At 40.1% G+C, this 18454-nt stretch carries 20 protein-coding genes; 4 read left to right on the forward strand and 16 right to left on the reverse strand.

Annotated features, from left to right (window positions below):
• Positions 1-560: 560 nt before the first annotated feature.
• Positions 561-1031 (reverse strand): S-ribosylhomocysteine lyase, encoded by a 471-nt coding sequence (locus IEO70_RS16520; protein ID WP_190999482.1) that lies wholly within the window; start codon positions 1029-1031, stop codon positions 561-563.
• 329 nt (positions 1032-1360) lie between these two features.
• Between IEO70_RS16520 and IEO70_RS16525 the strand changes: the two genes are divergently transcribed.
• Positions 1361-1870: a YusW family protein gene (locus IEO70_RS16525; RefSeq protein WP_190999483.1), complete on the forward strand. Its 510-nt coding sequence runs from the start codon at positions 1361-1363 to the stop codon at positions 1868-1870.
• Between the two features lie 380 nt (positions 1871-2250).
• Here the strand turns inward: IEO70_RS16525 and IEO70_RS16530 are convergent, their stop codons facing one another.
• The 4 genes from IEO70_RS16530 to IEO70_RS16545 are packed head-to-tail and all read right to left on the reverse strand — an operon-like array spanning position 2251 to position 5762.
• Positions 2251-3129 carry a metal ABC transporter permease gene (locus tag IEO70_RS16530; protein WP_328820956.1) on the reverse strand — a complete coding sequence of 293 codons (879 nt, stop codon included), beginning with the start codon at positions 3127-3129 and terminating at the stop codon, positions 2251-2253.
• A complete protein-coding gene (locus IEO70_RS16535) occupies positions 3126-4058 on the reverse strand; it encodes a metal ABC transporter permease (protein WP_235973642.1) in 933 nt (310 codons plus the stop codon). The genes IEO70_RS16530 and IEO70_RS16535 overlap by 4 nt, the downstream gene beginning before the upstream one ends.
• 10 nt (positions 4059-4068) lie before the next feature.
• Positions 4069-4821 carry a metal ABC transporter ATP-binding protein gene (locus IEO70_RS16540; protein ID WP_190999485.1) on the reverse strand — a complete coding sequence of 251 codons (753 nt, stop codon included), beginning with the start codon at positions 4819-4821 and terminating at the stop codon, positions 4069-4071.
• 56 nt (positions 4822-4877) lie between these two features.
• Positions 4878-5762, reverse strand: coding sequence for a metal ABC transporter solute-binding protein, Zn/Mn family (locus IEO70_RS16545; RefSeq protein WP_190999501.1), 885 nt, complete (start codon positions 5760-5762; stop codon positions 4878-4880).
• A 176-nt stretch (positions 5763-5938) separates the two neighbouring features.
• Between IEO70_RS16545 and IEO70_RS16550 the strand changes: the two genes are divergently transcribed.
• Positions 5939-6373 carry a Dps family protein gene (locus tag IEO70_RS16550; RefSeq protein WP_190999486.1) on the forward strand — a complete coding sequence of 145 codons (435 nt, stop codon included), beginning with the start codon at positions 5939-5941 and terminating at the stop codon, positions 6371-6373.
• 711 nt (positions 6374-7084) lie between these two features.
• Here IEO70_RS16550 and IEO70_RS16555 read toward each other — a convergent pair.
• The 9 genes from IEO70_RS16555 to IEO70_RS16595 form a co-directional block, all read right to left on the reverse strand.
• Entirely contained in the window at positions 7085-8176 is a 1092-nt protein-coding gene (locus tag IEO70_RS16555; RefSeq protein WP_190999487.1) for a branched-chain amino acid aminotransferase, read from the reverse strand.
• Between the two features lie 213 nt (positions 8177-8389).
• Entirely contained in the window at positions 8390-8626 is a 237-nt protein-coding gene (locus IEO70_RS16560; RefSeq protein ID WP_190999488.1) for a hypothetical protein, read from the reverse strand.
• A 94-nt stretch (positions 8627-8720) separates the two neighbouring features.
• Complete coding sequence (locus tag IEO70_RS16565; RefSeq protein WP_190999489.1) at positions 8721-9047, reverse strand: iron-sulfur cluster biosynthesis family protein; 327 nt, start codon at positions 9045-9047, stop codon at positions 8721-8723.
• Between the two features lie 74 nt (positions 9048-9121).
• Positions 9122-10057: a manganese-dependent inorganic pyrophosphatase gene (locus tag IEO70_RS16570; protein ID WP_190999490.1), complete on the reverse strand. Its 936-nt coding sequence runs from the start codon at positions 10055-10057 to the stop codon at positions 9122-9124.
• 524 nt (positions 10058-10581) lie between these two features.
• On the reverse strand, positions 10582-11031 hold the full coding sequence (locus IEO70_RS16575; protein ID WP_190999491.1) for a YueI family protein: 450 nt from the start codon (positions 11029-11031) through the stop codon (positions 10582-10584).
• Positions 11032-11313: 282 nt separating this feature from the next.
• Complete coding sequence (gene yhfH, locus IEO70_RS16580; protein WP_190999492.1) at positions 11314-11454, reverse strand: protein YhfH; 141 nt, start codon at positions 11452-11454, stop codon at positions 11314-11316.
• Positions 11455-11535: 81 nt separating this feature from the next.
• Positions 11536-12822: an isocitrate lyase gene (aceA, locus tag IEO70_RS16585; protein ID WP_190999493.1), complete on the reverse strand. Its 1287-nt coding sequence runs from the start codon at positions 12820-12822 to the stop codon at positions 11536-11538.
• A 411-nt stretch (positions 12823-13233) separates the two neighbouring features.
• Positions 13234-14433, reverse strand: a complete 1200-nt coding sequence (locus IEO70_RS16590; protein ID WP_190999494.1) for an MFS transporter — start codon at positions 14431-14433, stop codon at positions 13234-13236.
• Positions 14434-14582: 149 nt separating this feature from the next.
• Positions 14583-14858 carry a hypothetical protein gene (locus IEO70_RS16595; RefSeq protein WP_190999495.1) on the reverse strand — a complete coding sequence of 92 codons (276 nt, stop codon included), beginning with the start codon at positions 14856-14858 and terminating at the stop codon, positions 14583-14585.
• Between the two features lie 138 nt (positions 14859-14996).
• Here IEO70_RS16595 and IEO70_RS16600 point away from each other — a divergent pair, with 138 nt between their 5' ends.
• Both IEO70_RS16600 and IEO70_RS16605 read left to right on the forward strand, forming a co-directional pair.
• Entirely contained in the window at positions 14997-15155 is a 159-nt protein-coding gene (locus IEO70_RS16600) for a hypothetical protein (protein ID WP_190999496.1), read from the forward strand.
• On the forward strand, positions 15133-15288 hold the full coding sequence (locus tag IEO70_RS16605; protein ID WP_190999497.1) for a hypothetical protein: 156 nt from the start codon (positions 15133-15135) through the stop codon (positions 15286-15288). The genes IEO70_RS16600 and IEO70_RS16605 overlap by 23 nt, the downstream gene beginning before the upstream one ends.
• A 12-nt stretch (positions 15289-15300) precedes the next feature.
• Here the strand turns inward: IEO70_RS16605 and IEO70_RS16610 are convergent, their stop codons facing one another.
• A complete protein-coding gene (locus IEO70_RS16610) occupies positions 15301-15705 on the reverse strand; it encodes a sporulation protein (protein ID WP_190999498.1) in 405 nt (134 codons plus the stop codon).
• A gap of 81 nt (positions 15706-15786) precedes the next feature.
• A complete protein-coding gene (locus IEO70_RS16615; RefSeq protein WP_190999499.1) occupies positions 15787-17946 on the reverse strand; it encodes a PAS domain-containing protein in 2160 nt (719 codons plus the stop codon).
• Between the last annotated feature and the right edge of the window lie 508 nt (positions 17947-18454).

Raw genomic sequence — 18454 nt, forward strand, 5'->3', positions numbered from 1 at the left:
CCTCCTTTGGTTATTTAAGGGTCCCGTGCACTGGACACCTCGTATCATACCAAGGAGGCTTTTTTTGTTCAAACTTCATTTTGCTTCAATACAGGAATGCTTTCTTAAGAACTATGAAAAACCGTTACCGGTCCTTTTTCCTTTTTGAATTCGCCTCTTGATATCACTTCAATGAAAAAGGAGCCATGTGGGAACCGAAAAGCGGAATCGGCCCGCAAGTAAGGAACAGCGACTAAGGACGCTACGTCCGCATATCTTCTTCGCTGTGACTCTCGTCCTGAGAGCCTCCGACCTGCATAAGACGAATCATGCAGGAAATTGTAAAATTTCAGGTGTGATTTGGCTTATGACCTCAAGCTGTCAAAGAAGTCTAATCGTAGATGAAAACTGGCTGGCCGCTGCAGCTAGACAAATTCTAAGAAGGAACAGCTGCTAAAACCGCCACGTCCGCATGTCTTCGCCAATATGACCTACATCCTTGTAGGCCTCCGAACATGACAGGTGTAATGGTAAACAAGTAAAAAAGCCCAACCATTTTGTTGGACTTCTCTACAGTACTATTATTCTGCAAATACGATATGCCATTCAGCACGCTTTTCTAAAAACTCTTTTGCCAACGCTTGAGCTCCTTCTAAGCTATGGCTCGCAGCCCAACCGCATTGAACTTCATTGCAAGCAGGCACAGATGTTGCAGCTAGTACGTCTTTAGCTGTTTTTTCTAAAATCGTTAAGATTCCTTCATAATCATCGTAATTTAAAAATGATACGTAAAAGCCAGTTTGGCAACCCATTGGTGATAAATCAACCACATCTTCTGAATGGTTTCGAATTCGGTCAGCCATTAAATGCTCCAATGAATGAAGCGCAGGCATTTCCATATGAGCCTTATTAGGCTGTTTGAAGCGAATATCATATTTTGTAACTACATCACCGTTCTTACCCGTTTTTGTACCGGCTAAGCGAACATATGGCGCCACAACTTTCGTATGGTCTAAATCAAAGCTCTCAACATTCGTTTTTTCAGTTGTCATAATTCTTTCCTCCCAGATAAATTGCATAGAACGAATAAATACTTTTATTAAAGTCAGTCAATATATCTTCCTAATCCATTGTATCAGACTGCGGTATTTCTAGTAAGTTCATATAGCGTAAAAGTGTGATTTTTCCGAACCAAAAGAGCCCAAATATTTGTTCATGCTTTAATTTACTATAATAACGTCCACACCCTTTTTTAAATGGATTTTGTAGTTCCGCTGCTCCCATAACTAAATAAGGCACCTCAACTTTATGTTGTTTAGAATTTTATTTTACGGATATACTTTTACCATACAAACTACTTGATTAATATGGAGGTTTTCTTATGAAAAAATCACTTGCATTACTGGCATGTTGCAGCTTACTGTTCCTCGGAGCTTGTGGAGATAATGATGAGGTAACAAATCCGCCAAATAATGCAGCAACAGAAAATGATACAAACAATAACAATAGCTCAACCGATACTAATAATTCGAACAACACAAACAATTCCGGCACAACAACAGAACAAACATCTAATATTCCTTTCTATTCATTCGATCTCGATGTTGATTACGCTGACTTCAAATCATTTGAAGTGGAATATGAGAATGACAACGACGGCATGGAAGCAAAAATTAAAGATGAACTAAACAATCGCAAATTAACCGGAGATGAGGCATTCAACGAACTTCAAAGCCGCTTTGAACAATTTAAATTTGACGTTGGTACTACAGAAGCTGATGTCGTCAATGAAGTGCTTCAATCCTTTGAATTAAGCGATGATTATAAAGAATTCGAGCTTGAAGTAAAATTTCCTGATGGCACTGAAAAAGAATATAGAGTTATTAAATAGTTAGAAAAACCGTCACCGGTCCTATTTTATCTGAATATACAACATAGATTCACTTCGATGAAAAAGGAGCCATGCGGGATCCGAAAAGCGGAAGCGACCGCAAGTAAGGAACAGCGAATAAGAACGCTACATCCGTATATCTTCGTCGCTGTGACTCTCATCGTGAGAGCCCCACACGAGAAACCCGATTTTGGTTTCTTGGGGGAGGCAGGAAAAGGGAACATCAGCTAAAAGCGACACGTCCGCATGTCTTCACCGATGTGACCTACATCCTGTAGGCCACATGGCAGGTGTAAGGTTAGACAACATTCAAAGTTCAAAAATTTTACACCTTCTTAGAAGTAACAAAGGGTCTTCCGATTTTCGGAAGGCTCTTCTCTTTACATCTCTTGTGCCAATTTTCTTCTGCGCAGTACCTTGCTGACGACACCATGTGACGGTGAGAAAAATAACGCCATTACAAACAAAATACCGGCGACAGCAATCATACAACCTGCAATTGAAGCATCGAGCAGTACCGCTCCATAATATCCAAAAAAAGAACAAGCAACGCCAATCAGGCAGCTAATGAGGATCATTTTACTGAGCTGCTCGGTCAGCAAATAAGCAGTGGCAGCCGGAACAATCAACATTCCGACAACGAGAATCGCTCCGACACTATCAAAAGAAACAACTGTCGTGACCGAAACGAGCGTCATTAATAAATAATGGAAGAAAATTACTGAAACTCCTAATGCAGCAGCCATTACTGGATCGAATGAGCATAATTTAAATTGCTTATAAAATAAACTGATGATAATTATATTGACGAGCAATACCGCACCAACGAGCCATACTGCTTGAGGTCCGAGATCACCCCCGCCAATCGTGACCACATTCCATGGTGCATAAGCAATTTCCCCGTACAGCACATGATCCAAATCAATATGAACTTGGCGAGTATAAAGACTTACTAAGACAACGCCGACGGCAAAAAGTGCTGTAAAAACAACGCCAATAGCAGCATCATCCTGTACCCAGCTGTTTCGGAACAAACTAATTAAATAAACCGTTAATAATCCAAATACAATTGCACCGGTCAACATGAATATCGTGTCACGCGATCCACTCAATAAAAAGACAATCACGATGCCTGGAAGCACAGAATGGCTGATAGCATCACCGACCATGCTCATTTTCCGTAAGACCAGGAAGCAACCGACAATGCTGCAAGCACAAGCTACCAGAGCGCCAATCAATATAATCCAAAAACTCATCACAATGATTGCCTCCCCTCAACTTTCCTCACAGCCACAAATTCATCTTCTGTTTTCTTTTTCATATACTTTCTTACTCGCAGTTTCGCAATCACACCTTTTGCCGGGGCAAATAAGACAGAGAATATGAAAATGACAGTTGCCGACAATACGATAAGCGGGCCTGTCGGTAAATTGGCGCCCAAAGTGCTGAGCAATGTGCCGGCAAATCCGCTTATGCCGCCAAACAGACCGGAGAGCACAATCATATACGAAAGTTTATTCGTCCAATAGCGGCCAGAAACAGCTGGCGTGATGAGCATCGCAGCCATCAGCACAACACCAACCGCTTGAATACCGACAACAACCGCAACAACTAGCAAAAACATAATGAACTGATCAAGGAAGCGAATCGGTAATCCGATTCCTTTTGCAAACCCCTGGTCGAAAGAAACGAGCTTAAATTCCTTGAAAAATAGCGTCACAACAATAATTAGTGTCGCGCAAATAATCGCCATCGTGACAACATCACGACTGATCATCGCAGCAGCCTGACCGAAAAGAAATTTATCTAAACCGCTTTGGTTACCATAGCTGCTATGCTGAATTTGTGTCAGCAACACTATACCGATTCCGAAAAATACTGTTAAAATAATACCTAAAGCTGCATCCTGCTTAATGCGTGTTTCGCGGGTAATAAACCCGATCGCAAATGTAGCGATAACACCTGCAATAAAGGCGCCGATCAAAAAGCCGAAAATAGACTTTGTCCCAGTAATCATAAAAGCGACGCAAATGCCAGGAAGTGCTGCATGTGCGAGCGCATCGCCCATAAGCGACTGTTTACGCAAATAAGCGAATGAGCCAATGACACCGCTGCAAATTCCCAATAACACCGTACCAGCTAAAATCCAACGCGTATTCGGGTCCTGTAAAAAACTGAACCAATCCATATCCATCACCTCAGTTGACAATGATGGCCGACGATTGATTGTCGAGCATCGCTAATTTTCCGCCATATGTTTTTTGCAATAGCTCATTTGTAAATACTTCCTCTGTCGGACCAATCTTAATTAAAGCTCCGTTGATCAGCATGACCCAGTCAAAATATTCTTTGACGGTATTTAAATCGTGATGGACAACGAGGACTGTTTTCCCCTCATGTTTCAGCTCATTTAAAAGAGATATGATCGCTTTTTCAGTCGCCGCATCAACCCCAGCAAACGGTTCATCCATAAAATACAAATCCGCTTCCTGCGCTAATGCCCTCGCAAGAAATACCCGTTGCTGCTGACCGCCTGACAGCTGACTGATTTGCCGATTATTGAAATCACCCATGCCAACCTTCTCCAAGCATTGCTTTGCAATTTCTTTATCCTGCTTCGACGGACGTTTGAACCAGCCAAGCTTACCATACCTTCCCATCGTCACAACGTCGAGCGCATCGGTCGGAAAATCCCAATCGACGGATTCCTTTTGCGGCACATAGCCAACTTTCTTTCTTTGTGAATGATAGCTACCTCCAAAGATTTCAACCTCTCCAGATATTGGAGGAACTAATCCTAAAATCGATTTAATTAAAGTAGATTTCCCTGCTCCATTCGGACCAATAATCCCGATGAGCTTCCCTTTTGGAACCGAAAATGAAACATTTCTCAATACAACCTTCTTTTGATAAGCTACCATTATGTTACTCACTTTCAATGGATTCGACATTACAAACACTCCCTTTAAATGGCTATACGGCCAGTTAAAAACTGACCGCATTACTGCTATTTCAATGCTTTTACAATCGTATCGACGTTATGGCGAACCATCCCTAAATACGTTCCTTCCTCTGTACCTTCATCTCCCATCGCATCGGAGAACAATTCCCCGCCGATTGTTACTTCATGGCCCATTTTCTTAGCACCTTCAATCACAGCTTCAATCGTATCTTTCGGAACACTAGATTCTACGAATACTGCCTTAATCTTGTTTTCTACTAAGAAATCACGCAGTTCGCTGACATCCTTCGATCCTACTTCCGATTCTGTACTGATTCCTTGTAAGCCCATTACTTGAATGTCGTATGCATCTCCAAAATAGCCAAACGCATCATGCGCTGTAACGAGGACGCGATTTTCTTTGGGAATAGTTGCAATTTGCTCCTTCACATATTCGTCAAGCTCTTCCATCTTTGCAATGTATTCTTCAGCATTTTTCTCGTAGTCTTCTTTATGATCTTCATCCAGTTCAATCAATTCATCGCGGATCACTTTTGCAGATTCAATCCAATATTCAACGTTAAACCATAAATGTGGGTCATGCTCCGAAGAATCTTCCCCAGCAAGTAATCCATCTGCTGATACATTCTGTGTAACGGCGACAGTCGGCTTTTTCTTTTCCATTTGTTCGAAAATATCAATCATCTGTCCTTCCAAATGCAAACCGTTATAGAAAATAATTTCTGCACCTTCAAGCTTCGTCATATCTCCCTGTGTCGCTTTGTATAAATGCGGATCAATACCAGGCTTCATTAAACTAACTGATTCCACATGCTCGCCGCCGATATTACTAACGACATCGCCAATCATCCCGATTGTGGATACCGCCTTAATTTTTCCGTTTTCTTCTTCACTTGCCCCACTTGAGCACGCCGCTAATATAGCACTCATTGCCAACAAGCAAACGGCTACTAATGACCTAAAGTCAATAAGTTTTTTGAAAATTTTAATAAAATTAACAAATTCGTAGATTATTTGTTAGTATGTTAAGTTTGGATTACAAATGATTATGGTAGAATATATTTGTATAACAATTTTGCGAATAAAGATCTTTAGGAGGAATGAAAATGAGTCAATTACAAACGTTAATGAACCAACAGTTGGCAAACTGGACATTATTGTACACAAAACTGCACAACTATCACTGGTATGTAAAAGGGCCAAATTTCTTTACTTTACATATTAAATTTGAAGAATTTTATACAGAAGCTTCTACTTATATCGATGACACAGCAGAGCGCCTGCTTACAATTGGCGGTCAACCGGTTGCTACTTTGAAAGAAGTATTAGAGCTAGCTACTATTTCAGAAGCAAAAGGAACTGAAAAAGCAGACGAAATGGTACAAGTCATTCTTGAAGATTTCAATACTTTATGTAAAGATATCGATGCAATCTTAGCCGCTGCTGACGAAGCAAACGACGAAGAAACAGCTGACCTCTACTTAGGCATTAAAGCTGCATTAGAAAAACATATGTGGATGCTTCAATCTTACTTAGGATAATAAGCATCAGAAACATCCCGCTTTTGATGGCGGGATGTTTGTTTTTGGGAACTATTTGTGCAGGCGCTCTTAATTGGGTTTGACGCTCTGTCTTGGCTGGGCTGCTTGCGCTCTTATATTTGCACGCTAGTTGGCTTTCCACTAAATTTATTTTCTATTTTATAGTGAACAAAAAGCCAGTTTTATAACATCCAAATCCTATTAAATTGCTATCCCTATCGGTGAAGGCGCTATCGTTCTGTTGACCGCCCTATTCCTCGTCAGAGAGCCCTATCCCATTGATAATGGCGCTATAATTTTATTCACCGTGCTATCTACTTCAGCGACGACGCAATTTTTTCTCTCACCGAGCTATCTTTCTCTGCGATGACGCTATCTTTTCTTTACCGCTCTATTCCAGTTGCGGGAGCGCTATTAATTCTATGAAACTTCAAGATTTCAACCAACATGGATTCGCTGCCGTAGCTTCTCCCCATAAATCTGCTGGCTTTTCGTTAAATTTCTCGTTTTCTTCCGCATTTTCTATCCTTAGTTGAACAAAAGCCGGTTTTCTTTTCCCTTAACCTACATTTCTGGTTTTCAATCACTGTTGTAGATTTGGAATATAGTTATCAAAGAACCACATTGTAATCATGCATCTTCCCATACTCATACCTTAACCAAAAACAGCACAAAAAAGAGAGAGCCGGAGCCCTCTCTTTCGAATATCGATTAAACTAATGTATTATGAGCTTCAACTTCGACTACCCAATCAAACGGATCTTCTACGATGCCGTTTTGGATGCCAGTCAATGTATCATATAATTTTTGCGATAATTCGCCAGTTTTACCTTCGTTCAAGACGATTTTACGGTCGCCCCAAACAAATTCGCCAATTGGAGAAATGACAGCAGCAGTACCTGTGCCAAATGCTTCTTCCAGTTTACCATCTGCGTGTGCTTTGAAAACTTCCTCCATTTCAACACGGCGTTCTGAAACAGGAATTTCCCAATGTTTCAATAACTCGATAATTGATGCTCTTGTAATACCCGGTAAAATGCTGCCGTTCAAGATTGGTGTGACTACTTCGCCGTTAATTTTGAAGAAAACGTTCATTGCGCCTACTTCTTCTACATATTTGCGCTCTACGCCATCAAGCCATAATACTTGAGAACAGCCTAACTTATGAGCAATCTCTTGTGCTTTCAAACTTGAAGAATAGTTTCCTCCTGTTTTTGCTGTTCCAGTACCACCTTTTACAGCGCGGACATATTCATCCTCAACTGCAATTTTGACAGGGTTAATGCCTTCTTTATAGTAAGCTCCAACCGGTGAAGCAATGATGATGAATTTATAGCGGCCGGACGGATTAACGCCTAAAAATGGTTCCGTCGCAATAATGAACGGACGGATATATAATGATGTACCTGCAGACTTAGGAACCCATTCCTTATCAACTTCGATTAATTTTTTCAATCCTTCAAGCGCTAGCCCTTCATCAAATTGCGGGATGCACATGCGATCGTTTGATTGGTTAAGACGCGCGAAGTTTTTCCCCGGTCTGAACAATAAAATACGGTTATCTTCTGTACGATAAGCTTTTAATCCTTCAAACACCGTTTGACCGTAGTGGAAAACCATGCAAGCAGGGTCTAATGTAAGAGGCTGATACGGAACGACGCGCGGGTCATGCCAACCTTTCTCTGTAGAATAATCCATGATGAACATATGATCAGTAAATGCTTTACCGAATTGAAGTTCATGATCTTGCGGTTTTTGCTTTCTTTCTTCAGTTAACGTTACTTCAATTGTCGAGTTAGTCATTTTTTTCTTCTCCTTTACATTTGGCTCGAATAAAATACATGTTGTTTAATTATCAGAAAAATATGATAAATGTAATTTTACTCCTAGTTTCGTTATGTAGCAAGGTAATTGCAGGAATTTTTGAAAAATATTTCGCACTTCGATATATCACGCAATTTCATTATATCAAGATAGTATACATGTGTAAAACGCCTCTTTTTAGAGGCGTAATATCTAGAAGAAACCCGGGTAGCCGTAGTACCCTCCTCCGTAATACGGATAGCCGCCCCCATAATAAGGATAACCGCCTCCAAATAAGCCTGGAGCTAAAGCAGCTGTTGCTAATCCGCCCAACAGCAGCCCTCCAATGAATGGCGCTCCGCCAAATCCGAAGCCCCAAGGTCCCGGTCTGCGGCTATGACGATATCCGCGACTATCCTGGTAATAAGGCATATAGTAGTTTCTATACAATGCATTCCCCTCCATTTCTTCACTCTCTAACATCCTATGCGTAAGATTGGAAAAAATAGTGGGCAAACACCATGATTGGCCTAATGTAAATCGCCTATTTCACCCAGTTATAGAAATGCATGAACGGATTAATGATGCCATTCTTATTTTTCAATCGGAAGCTGTTGAAATCTTCAACCCAAGCTATCGTCATTTCTTCATCCATATAGATAAGTTTATCTTGATCGACAAGCATGTCGCCAATATTCGTTTTAACAACCATTTCATTGCCCTCCGGCTCACTGATGAACCATAGTGTTGATACGCCATCATCTCCGCAACCACAATCTTCGCTATCATAAATCAGCTTGACGTATCCTTGTTTTCCGTCAGTCAATTGCGTAAGTTTGGCAATCGCTTGTTCTTCCCATACAATTTCCATAAGTTCATCTCCTTTAAACAGGCAATTATAAAACAAGCAGCTCTGTTTTATAGCAGAACTGCTTGCAACAATTATTAGTTTTTAGCTACAAATACTTCTGTTAATACAGGTACGATTTGCTTTTTACGTGATACTACGCCTTCTAGAAGCGCAACACCGTTTTCTAAAGTTACATTGAATGCTTCTTCAACAGCCGATGTTTGGGCACCTAAAGCTAGTGCTGTACTGTTGCTGTTTAAGATGTCAGTGATAGCAAGCAAGAATAGATCCAATCCTTTTTGCTCGATTGTAGCAGAGATTGCTTCTTCTAATTCTGCTTTTTTCGCTAACACTTCATTCACGTCGATTGCGTTTACTTGTGCTACTTCTACTTTGAAAGAACCCATTGGGAATTCTTTTGCATCGATTGCGATCAGTTGAGCAGCTGTTTTGTCGCCTAAGCTTGCGCCAGCTTTCAGCATATCTAGACCGTAAACGTCTGCATCAACTTCAGCGACTGCAGCCAATTCTTTCGCAGCAGCTACATCTTCATCTGTGCAAGTTGGCGATTTGAATAATAAAGAGTCAGAGATGATTGCAGATAGCATTAAACCTGCGATTTCTTTCGGTACTGCGATTCCTTTTTCTTTGAAGATTTTCAGTAAAATTGTCGCTGTGCAGCCAACTGGCTCAGCGCGGTAATACAATGGGTCGCTTGTCTCAAAGTTTGCGATACGGTGGTGGTCGATTACTTCAAGCACTTTCACTTGATCGATGTCGCTTACAGATTGTTGGCGTTCGTTATGGTCGACTAAAATAACCGCATTTGTTTCGGTAGCAGCTGTTTCAATGAAACGAGGAGCCGCAACACCGAAATACTCTAATGCGAATTGAGTTTCAGCGTTTACTTCACCTAAGCGCACTGCTTCAGCATCCATTCCGATTTGTTGTTTCAAGTATGCATAAGCTAAAGCCGAGCAAATTGTATCTGTATCAGGGTTTTTATGTCCGAAAACAAGAACTTTTTCCATTATGTATTCTCTCCTTAAATTACATTTCTCTTTTTGTCAGTGACCATAGATATTTTACCATAACTGCTATATAAAAATAAATAGAAGCTACCGAAGACCAAAAACGGAAGCGTCCTGACTTGCACCATATGAACTGAGGCTCTCTGGATGAGTGTCACATAGACGAAGAGGTTTTAGTCTTTGTTCCACCCCCCACCCCGCGGAGATAAAGGAAACACGAAGAACGATAGTGATTCGAATTGTCCAGTTGCATCGGCCAGCCCCTCAATGTCATAAGCCATCTCTCTTCCGGAAATCAAAACCGTATTTCCTACTGAGAGCAGTCTTATGCTGGGCGGAAGCTCTCAGGACGAGAGTCACAGCGACGAAGATATGCGGACGTAGCGCTCTTAGTCGCTGATTCTTACTTGCGGGCCGATTTCACATTTCGAGCTTGACTTATTATATAGGGAGGTTGCGGAAGTTCACTAGGTGCTGGACGCTCAAGCTAGACGCAAATTCATTCTTTGTAGTTTAAACAAATATTACTTGAGGAAATTTTTCACTTTTTGAAAAAATGACGGTTTCTTTTGATTTTGCTTTTCCGCTATATGCAATTCCGGTTTCAGTTCAGATAAATAAATTTGCTCATGATCGACAGCATCATCATAGGCAAGCACTAAGCCGATTTCGCTGTTATATTCTTTATTATTGACAATGGTGTAGGTTATGCCGTATTGATTGGCAGCCTTCATATACTTCGATAAATCGCTATATGCAACATTTCCGTTTAGAAATAGTTTTGCTCCTTTATGCTCTTCAAATAATACTTTCACCTTCGGGTCAATCGTTTTTGCCCGCACCTCAGCTTGCAGCAGAGCCAAAACGATTCGCTCTCTTAATGTTCCGAGAAACTTTCTTCGCTCTGCAGGATTGATTTCTTTCACACCGTGAATGCCTTGTTCCAATATATCTTCTACACTTTTTCCAGCCATGAATGACCCTCCTTTATGTTAGTCTCCTATGTATGTATATGTAGTATGCCTAAATTCCGACAATGATTAGACATGAGATTGTTATTAATATTATCTCGAAATAACATAAAGCACAATAAAAGAGTTAGAAAAACCGTCATCAGTCCTTTTTCATTTTTGAATTTTCCTTTTTCACTTTAAGGAGCCATACAAGAAACATAGGCATCCGATTATAACAGATAAAAAATTGGCTGGCTAAAAAAGCGCAAAAAAAAAAGACATGGTCATCACTTCTTCCACGTCTCAAGATTCTTCTTTTTTTGATAAACAACGGTCACATTCCATTAAGTAGCACTCTTGTGTAATTTTAAATACTGTACCGCACTCCGGGCAATTTTTTTGTGTAGAAATTTTATAATATTTTTTCGTTGATAATCTTTCCATTTTAACATTCCTCCTAGTTTTTTGCGGACCCTGCCCCACCGATCGGGATGCAGCGGGACAAGTCCTATATTTTGAAGCTTATTATTTAGTTGTTTGGAATTGCTCTGCTTCTGTAGAACCTGCTAGAGCTGTTGTAGATGAAGTTCCGCCTGATACGATTGTTGCTACTTCATCAAAGTAACCAGTTCCAACTTCACGTTGGTGTCTAGTAGCTGTGTAGCCGTTAACTTCGCTAGCGAACTCAGCTTGTTGAAGCTCAGAGTAAGCAGCCATACCGTTATCTTTATATTTACGAGCAAGCTCGAACATGCTGTGGTTCAATGAGTGGAAACCAGCTAAAGTTACGAATTGGAACTTGTAGCCCATTTTTCCAAGCTCTCTTTGGTAGTTAGCGATTGTTTCGTCATCCAATTTCGCTTTCCAGTTGAATGATGGTGAACAGTTGTAAGCTAACATTTTGCCAGGGAATTTCGCATGAATTGCATCTGCAAAGCGTTTTGCATCTTCTAAGCTTGGCACAGAAGTTTCACACCAGATTAGATCAGCATACGGTGCATAAGCAAGACCGCGAGCGATTGCTTGGTCAAGACCCGCTCTTGTGCGGAAGAAACCTTCAGTTGTTCTTTCGCCTGTGATGAACGGTGCATCTGCCGGATCAACATCGCTTGTGATTAGGTCAGCAGCGTCAGCATCTGTACGAGCGATTAAGATTGTCGGTACGCCCATTACGTCAGCAGCAAGACGAGCAGAAATTAGATTTTTAACAGCTGTTTGCGTTGGAAGCAATACTTTACCTCCTAAGTGACCGCATTTTTTTTCTGAAGAAAGTTGATCTTCGAAGTGAACACCGGCTGCACCCGCTTCAATCATACCTTTCATCAATTCGAATACGTTCAATTGACCGCCGAAACCTGCTTCAGCATCCGCTACGATTGGAGCGAACCAGTCGATTTCTTCTTTGCCTTCTAAGAAATGAATTTGGTCTGCGCGTTGTAAAGCTTGATTAATACGTTTAACAACTTGCGGTACAGAGTTTGCAGGGTATAAGCTTTGGTCAGGATACATATGACCGGAAAGGTTTGCGTCTGCTGCAACTTGCCATCCGCTTAGATAGATTGCTTTAAGACCAGCTTTTACTTGTTGCATTGCTTGGTTCCCTGTAAGAGCACCCAATGCATTTACGAAGTCTTCTGTATTAATTAAGTTCCAAAGTTTTTCGGAACCTCTGCGTGCCAATGTATATTCAATATCCAATGAACCTCTAAGGTTGATTACATCTTCTGCTGAATATGGTCTTGTAATGCCATTCCATCTTGCGTCATTTTGCCAGCTTTGCTCTAATTGATTAATTCTTTCTTGTTTGCTCATCTAATATTCCTCCTAGGTTTCCACGTATAAAATGTGTTTATTAAAATCCTGTAAGCATTTTAGCTTGCGGATTATGTAACTGCATTTCTTACTTCCTAGATCCCCACCTGCTAAGCACAGTTGCAAACTTTTTAATCATCCCCATTAACAATAGCAATCTGTCTATCTATCAGCTTACCTTGTTAACCATCCCTTTGTTATAATACAGTGGTTTGTTTCTTCTTCTGTATTGTATAACAATATGGTTTATTTTGTCACTACCTTTTTTCTATTTTTTTTAAAAAATTATAACAACTTCCATAAAACCCTTATTTTTCAAGACATTAAGAAGTGTCCAAAATGGTAACAGAACTTAAAAATAGCCTCTTGTTATAATACAATCGTTGTATTACAACAAGAGGCTGAAACGAATTACCCTGTTACTTGTACATTTTTGAAGACGAGGTACAGCATATAGAGGGTAAGAATAATGGAAGCAAACATTGATAATCCGAAGTAATCGGCAACAAAAGTTGTTGCGATTGGAGGACCTGTAGCGACTCCGATAAAGCGGGCTGAGCTCAAAAATGAAGTAATCAACCCCCTTTGCGATTTCTCAACATTTTCTGTTATTAAAGAATCGAGACAAGGCAGAATCATCCCGATGGCAATGCCAAGCAAGCTTAATACCATGATGAGCAATACAATCGAGTTATATTCCTTAAACAGAAACAAAGCAGCCGCCTGCATCAGCAATCCAAACAAAGTCACTCTTTTCATCGTCATTTTGTTGCCCTTTATATATTTCCCGCTCAACAGCGAAGATGCACATAAAAGCGACAAAGGTATCGCCAGAATGAAACCTTTTTTAACACCCTTCATGTGAAATTGCGTCTCTAAATGATTCGATAAAAACACTTGCATCATAAACAGTACGAGCATAACAAAACCGCCGACAATAAATAATGTATATAGCCACTTACCCTCATCCCGAAGAATGCGCTTCGTATTTTCAATGAATTTTCTTAAACGTACCGGTTTGGATATTTTTTTTTGCTTCACAAAAAAAACAACGAGCAAAATCGATATTAAACTAAACAGCGAAATAAGGAAGAAAGGCATAAACCATACAACCGCCCCTATGGCCGCGCCAAAAATCGGACTGATGACTTTTCCGAATGTATTAGATGTTTCAATTATTCCTAAGGTTGCACTCGCCTCTTCATCACTTTTGTACAAATCGCCTACAAGTGGGAGCACAATCGGCGCCGCTCCGGCTGCCCCAACTCCTTGTAAAATCCTCCCAGCCATGATAATCCAATACGGATTGGACATTTTCCAGGAAGCAAAGCCGGATATAAGACCGCCGATAAAAACAATCAACATACTCGGTAAAATTATATTTTTTCTTCCGAATTTATCGGAAAGAAATCCGGCAATCGGGATAAGAAAAATTGATGAAACAGAATAACACGTGATAAGCAGACTTGACTGGGTAGAAGAAATATCCAGCTCTTTTTCCATTACCGGCAGCACCGGTATGAGCATACTGTTTCCAAGCGTCATAACAAGCGGTATTGATGCTATACTGACTAAACACCATTTACTAACAGACTGCGCAGATTTTTTCATTCCATATCCTCAATTCACTTAGTTAAATAGTGCCCATTAATAGAAGGAGCAAAAATGTTTGTATCTATTGATAATATCTCCGAGAGAAAGGAAAATATGAGCACAAAAAGAAGGCTGTTTGGTGACAGCCTTCCATGCATTATGTATGCTCATTCATCATCTTGATCCTTCGCGTAGTAATTCTCACTGTAATAAGGAGGTTCTTTTTCTACTCCCATTTCATTCGTTACTTGGTCTTTTTCTGCTTTTGGTTCATTGGTGCAGCTTTCTCCTTTTGACGAACAGCATTTTCCTCTCTCTGATCTTGTTCGATTGTAAGGTTTTGATTTTTTACAACAGCAACCGCATGTTTTTGCTGCAATGACAGCAAGGGCAGCAGCTGATACAACAGCAGCACCTATACAAATACATTGACGTTTTTCCATTCAAACCGCCTCCTTCTCATAATGTTTCTATACCCTAAATAACGACTGTATACATTTGCAATTCGTTACGATTTATTGAAAATTTGCATGAAAGGAAACTCTAAATCAAAAGCTATACAAAAAGGAGTGAGTGATTAGATGAACAAAGATGAAGAATTAAAAATGAGACTAAAAAAAACTCGCCGGCAAAATACGGCTCCTGACGCCATCAATGACTTAAGAACTCAAGAAGCGGCCAACTACATGATTGCAGAAAAGGAAATCGGACAGCAAAATGAAAACAACCAAACCCTCTGACAAACAATTCACCATTAGCGGAACAGACATTGAAGAAGTAAAACGGCAAAATGCCAACTCAGGTTTAACGTACAATGAAGTGAAGGCACTATTACAAAAAAAATTTGAACAAAAAGGCCATCCTGAAATCTAGGATGGCCCATGCTTATTGAATAATAATCGTATCCTCATCAACCGGGTCAATGGCTTGTGAAACAAGCAGCTTTGTTCTGAGAACTGTTTCCGTTTGTTCATCTGATAACGGTTGATCAGCAGGTATTTGAAGCATAAACGGCAATGATATCTGCTTCTTTGGAGGGATAACCAAGTCAGAAGTCATTTCATGTTCGCTAACAACTTTTTCATGATACGAAAAATCACTATCTTCCTTATCTGCTTCGTATTTGGTAAGCAAAGTCAAAATAATGCCATTAATTTTCTTTTCATAAATTCCGCCATTAATTTCAACAACACCACTGGCTGTGTCTCCGGGACGAAATGTATCGTCATTTAGTTTCGTATCAATAGTGATGTTGCCGAATCCGATGCTCGAGATAACTTTTTTGAACATGTTTAAGGCCCCTTTCTATAGAATCCTTATTAACTTAATACCCATCCGGAACTCTTTCTTATACCGATTTAATTAAAATAGTTATACATTCTCATGAAGCGGCAATAAGATTGTAAGCGTCGTACCTGCATTTTCCTTACTGTCGATTTCCAACTTACCGTTATGGCTTTGAATAATCTTGAAGCTGATCATCAATCCAAGCCCTGTGCCGTTTTCCTTCGTTGTAAAGAAAGGATCTCCGATTTTGCTTAACTTATCTTTCGGTATGCCGATGCCCGTATCAGATACAACAATCTTCGCGAACTGTTCGTGTTTCTCAACCGTTATAGACAGTTGTCCGCCCGTTGGCATTGCTTCGACACTATTTTTAATAAAATTAATAAACACTTGCTTTAGCCGCTGCTCATCGCATAGAACAGGCAACTCCGGAATATCTGTCTTGAATGATAAGTCGACCTTTTTCTTTTTCAGCTCATACATAAATAAAGAAAGTGTATTGCTAATAATTGAATTGACGTTCTTCACCGCCAGCAAATCGGCTTTCGGTTTGGCGAGCAGCATGAATTCTTCAACAATGTCATTGACTCGTTCAATTTCATCTAAGATGATATCGAAGTGCTCTCTCCTCACTTCCTCTTTTTCATCCATTAAAAGAAACTCCGTATATCCCTTCATGCTCGTAAGCGGGTTGCGGATTTCATGAGCGACACCTGCAGCCAATTGTCCAAGAGCAGACAATTTTTCCTGACGATGCAGCACTTCCTCCTGCTTTTTCTTCTCTGTAATATCATTGCGGATTGATACATATTGGTACGGCTTCTTTTTTTCATTCAAGAAAGGAATAATTGTTGTTTCTACCCAATAAAGACTGCCGTCCTTTGCTTTATTTTGAATTTCTCCACGCCAAACCTCACCTCTGCCGATCGTAGCCCATAATTCCTTAAAAAACTGCGACGGATGATAGCCGGAGTTCAAAATACGGTGATCGCTGCCGATCAGTTCCTGCTCACTATATTTAGAAATCTCGCAAAACTTTTTATTAGCCTTCGTAATTTTCCCTTTCGCATCAGTGATTGCCACAATAGAAGCTTCATCAAGAGCGTATTTGTAATCGTGCATTTCTTTCATCGCTTTGCGCAGCTCTTTTTCAACAACTTTTTTATCAGTAATCTCCTTACTGATTGCAACATATTGAAATGGCACTCCGCGATTATCAACAAACGGTATAATCATCGCATCAATCCAGAAGATTTCTCCATCCTTATTGACACATGCTAGCTCGCCTTTCCAATTCTCACCCGAAGAAATCGTTTCTTTCAATTCTTCATAAAAAGCTTGATCATGAAAACCCGCTTCTAAAACTTTATAATGGTGATTCAGCAATTCTTTCAGCGGATACTTCGTAATTTCGACAAAACGATCATTGGCATATAAAAAGCTGCCATCTATATCCGTAATACACACAATTGATGAGGCATTCAAAGCAGTCATAATATCTGTCGAATATAAATTACTCGGCAAGTCACGCTTGCCTTCCTTCAAGTTCCAAATCATCAGCACCGTGAACACGATAATGGCAAGAGTCAAAAATACGAACGGAATAATAAAGTCGTTCAACGATAGCTGAAACAGTAACGAAGCGTTATCTGTTTTAATTGATGCTTTTAATACCAAGAAAAAACCTTGCCCAATCGCTATCGTAATAAGCGCCGATGAGACGAGTTTGATAAAATGCGCCGAAGTCATCCCTTTTACAGTATTGAACATAAGCCAAAAAGCAAATGCAAAAAATGCTGTTAATAGGAAGAAACTGACGATAACAAGCAGCACATTGAAGTTCATTTGCACTTCAAGCACATGAATTTCAATAATATTTGTCACTAACGCAGCCGCTGACAATATGCAACTTCCAATATAAATATTTCTTTTATGCCTTCTGTCCAAAATAAACACAAAAGCTGTGAACACAAGAATGTAGCAAATCAAACTTGCGACAATGCTTACGATAATGAGACGATCAGTCGAGGCGGCAATATCGAATGCAATAATGCCGAAGAAGCTCATCATCCATATGCCGACAACAAATGAAAAGGAACTTCCGATGTAGAGAAAATTCCGATAAGTTTTCATGCTATGAAAATGAGTAATAAGCTCTAATGAAATATAAACGGCTAAACCAGTCAGTAAAAATCCGATTAGAACAAGAAGCGGATTCAATGAGCCTATTAATACGCTCTCCATTTTAAGTAATCAACTCCATAACCCCAAAATATACTAAAATTATTTTTATCATACTTTTTAACCATACCATATATGATGATGAAAAAGTATAATTTCCTTCATAATTTAGACATAACTTTTTTAATTTTTGGAAGGAAAACTTAGAACAAAAGCGCAAGTGCCCCCTAAAAAGCACCGTATGAATTGAGGCTCTCAGGATGAGAGTCACAGCGACGAAGATATGCGGACGTAGCGCCTTTAGTCGCTGTACATTGCTTGCGGGCCGATTCCACATTTTTAGCGTTGACTTATCGAAGGGAGGTTGCCCAAAGGGCAATAGGTGCTGGGCGCTAGAGCTGGACGTCGATACACGTTTTTCAACTTATACACAATGTAGATTTTTACAATTTCCTAAAGCAAATCGAGTAGGAGGGGGTGATTAACCCCCGACCTCTCACACCACCGTACGTACGGTTCCGTATACGGCGGTTCAATTAAGATAATTGACGCAAGTATTCATAACGAGCTT

The organism is Peribacillus faecalis, from assembly GCF_014712675.1.
GTDB classification, from domain to species: domain Bacteria; phylum Bacillota; class Bacilli; order Bacillales; family DSM-1321; genus Bacillus_AD; species Bacillus_AD faecalis.

Coding starts and splice junctions, on each gene's coding strand:
- IEO70_RS16545 (WP_190999501.1), bottom strand. CDS start 5,762: ATGAGTGCTATATTAGCGGCGTGCTCAAGTGGGGCAAGTGAAGAAGAA.
- IEO70_RS16610 (WP_190999498.1), bottom strand. CDS start 15,705: ATGTTCAAAAAAGTTATCTCGAGCATCGGATTCGGCAACATCACTATT.
- IEO70_RS16520 (WP_190999482.1), bottom strand. CDS start 1,031: ATGACAACTGAAAAAACGAATGTTGAGAGCTTTGATTTAGACCATACG.
- IEO70_RS16595 (WP_190999495.1), bottom strand. CDS start 14,858: ATGGAAAAACGTCAATGTATTTGTATAGGTGCTGCTGTTGTATCAGCT.
- IEO70_RS16565 (WP_190999489.1), bottom strand. CDS start 9,047: ATGGAAATTGTATGGGAAGAACAAGCGATTGCCAAACTTACGCAATTG.
- IEO70_RS16605 (WP_190999497.1), top strand. CDS start 15,133: ATGAAAACAACCAAACCCTCTGACAAACAATTCACCATTAGCGGAACA.
- IEO70_RS16590 (WP_190999494.1), bottom strand. CDS start 14,433: ATGAAAAAATCTGCGCAGTCTGTTAGTAAATGGTGTTTAGTCAGTATA.
- IEO70_RS16555 (WP_190999487.1), bottom strand. CDS start 8,176: ATGACTAACTCGACAATTGAAGTAACGTTAACTGAAGAAAGAAAGCAA.
- aceA (WP_190999493.1), bottom strand. CDS start 12,822: ATGAGCAAACAAGAAAGAATTAATCAATTAGAGCAAAGCTGGCAAAAT.
- IEO70_RS16540 (WP_190999485.1), bottom strand. CDS start 4,821: ATGTCGAATCCATTGAAAGTGAGTAACATAATGGTAGCTTATCAAAAG.
- IEO70_RS16615 (WP_190999499.1), bottom strand. CDS start 17,946: ATGGAGAGCGTATTAATAGGCTCATTGAATCCGCTTCTTGTTCTAATC.
- IEO70_RS16535 (WP_235973642.1), bottom strand. CDS start 4,058: ATGGATTGGTTCAGTTTTTTACAGGACCCGAATACGCGTTGGATTTTA.
- IEO70_RS16550 (WP_190999486.1), top strand. CDS start 5,939: ATGAGTCAATTACAAACGTTAATGAACCAACAGTTGGCAAACTGGACA.
- IEO70_RS16570 (WP_190999490.1), bottom strand. CDS start 10,057: ATGGAAAAAGTTCTTGTTTTCGGACATAAAAACCCTGATACAGATACA.
- IEO70_RS16575 (WP_190999491.1), bottom strand. CDS start 11,031: ATGGCTGGAAAAAGTGTAGAAGATATATTGGAACAAGGCATTCACGGT.
- IEO70_RS16525 (WP_190999483.1), top strand. CDS start 1,361: ATGAAAAAATCACTTGCATTACTGGCATGTTGCAGCTTACTGTTCCTC.
- IEO70_RS16600 (WP_190999496.1), top strand. CDS start 14,997: ATGAACAAAGATGAAGAATTAAAAATGAGACTAAAAAAAACTCGCCGG.
- yhfH (WP_190999492.1), bottom strand. CDS start 11,454: ATGGAAAGATTATCAACGAAAAAATATTATAAAATTTCTACACAAAAA.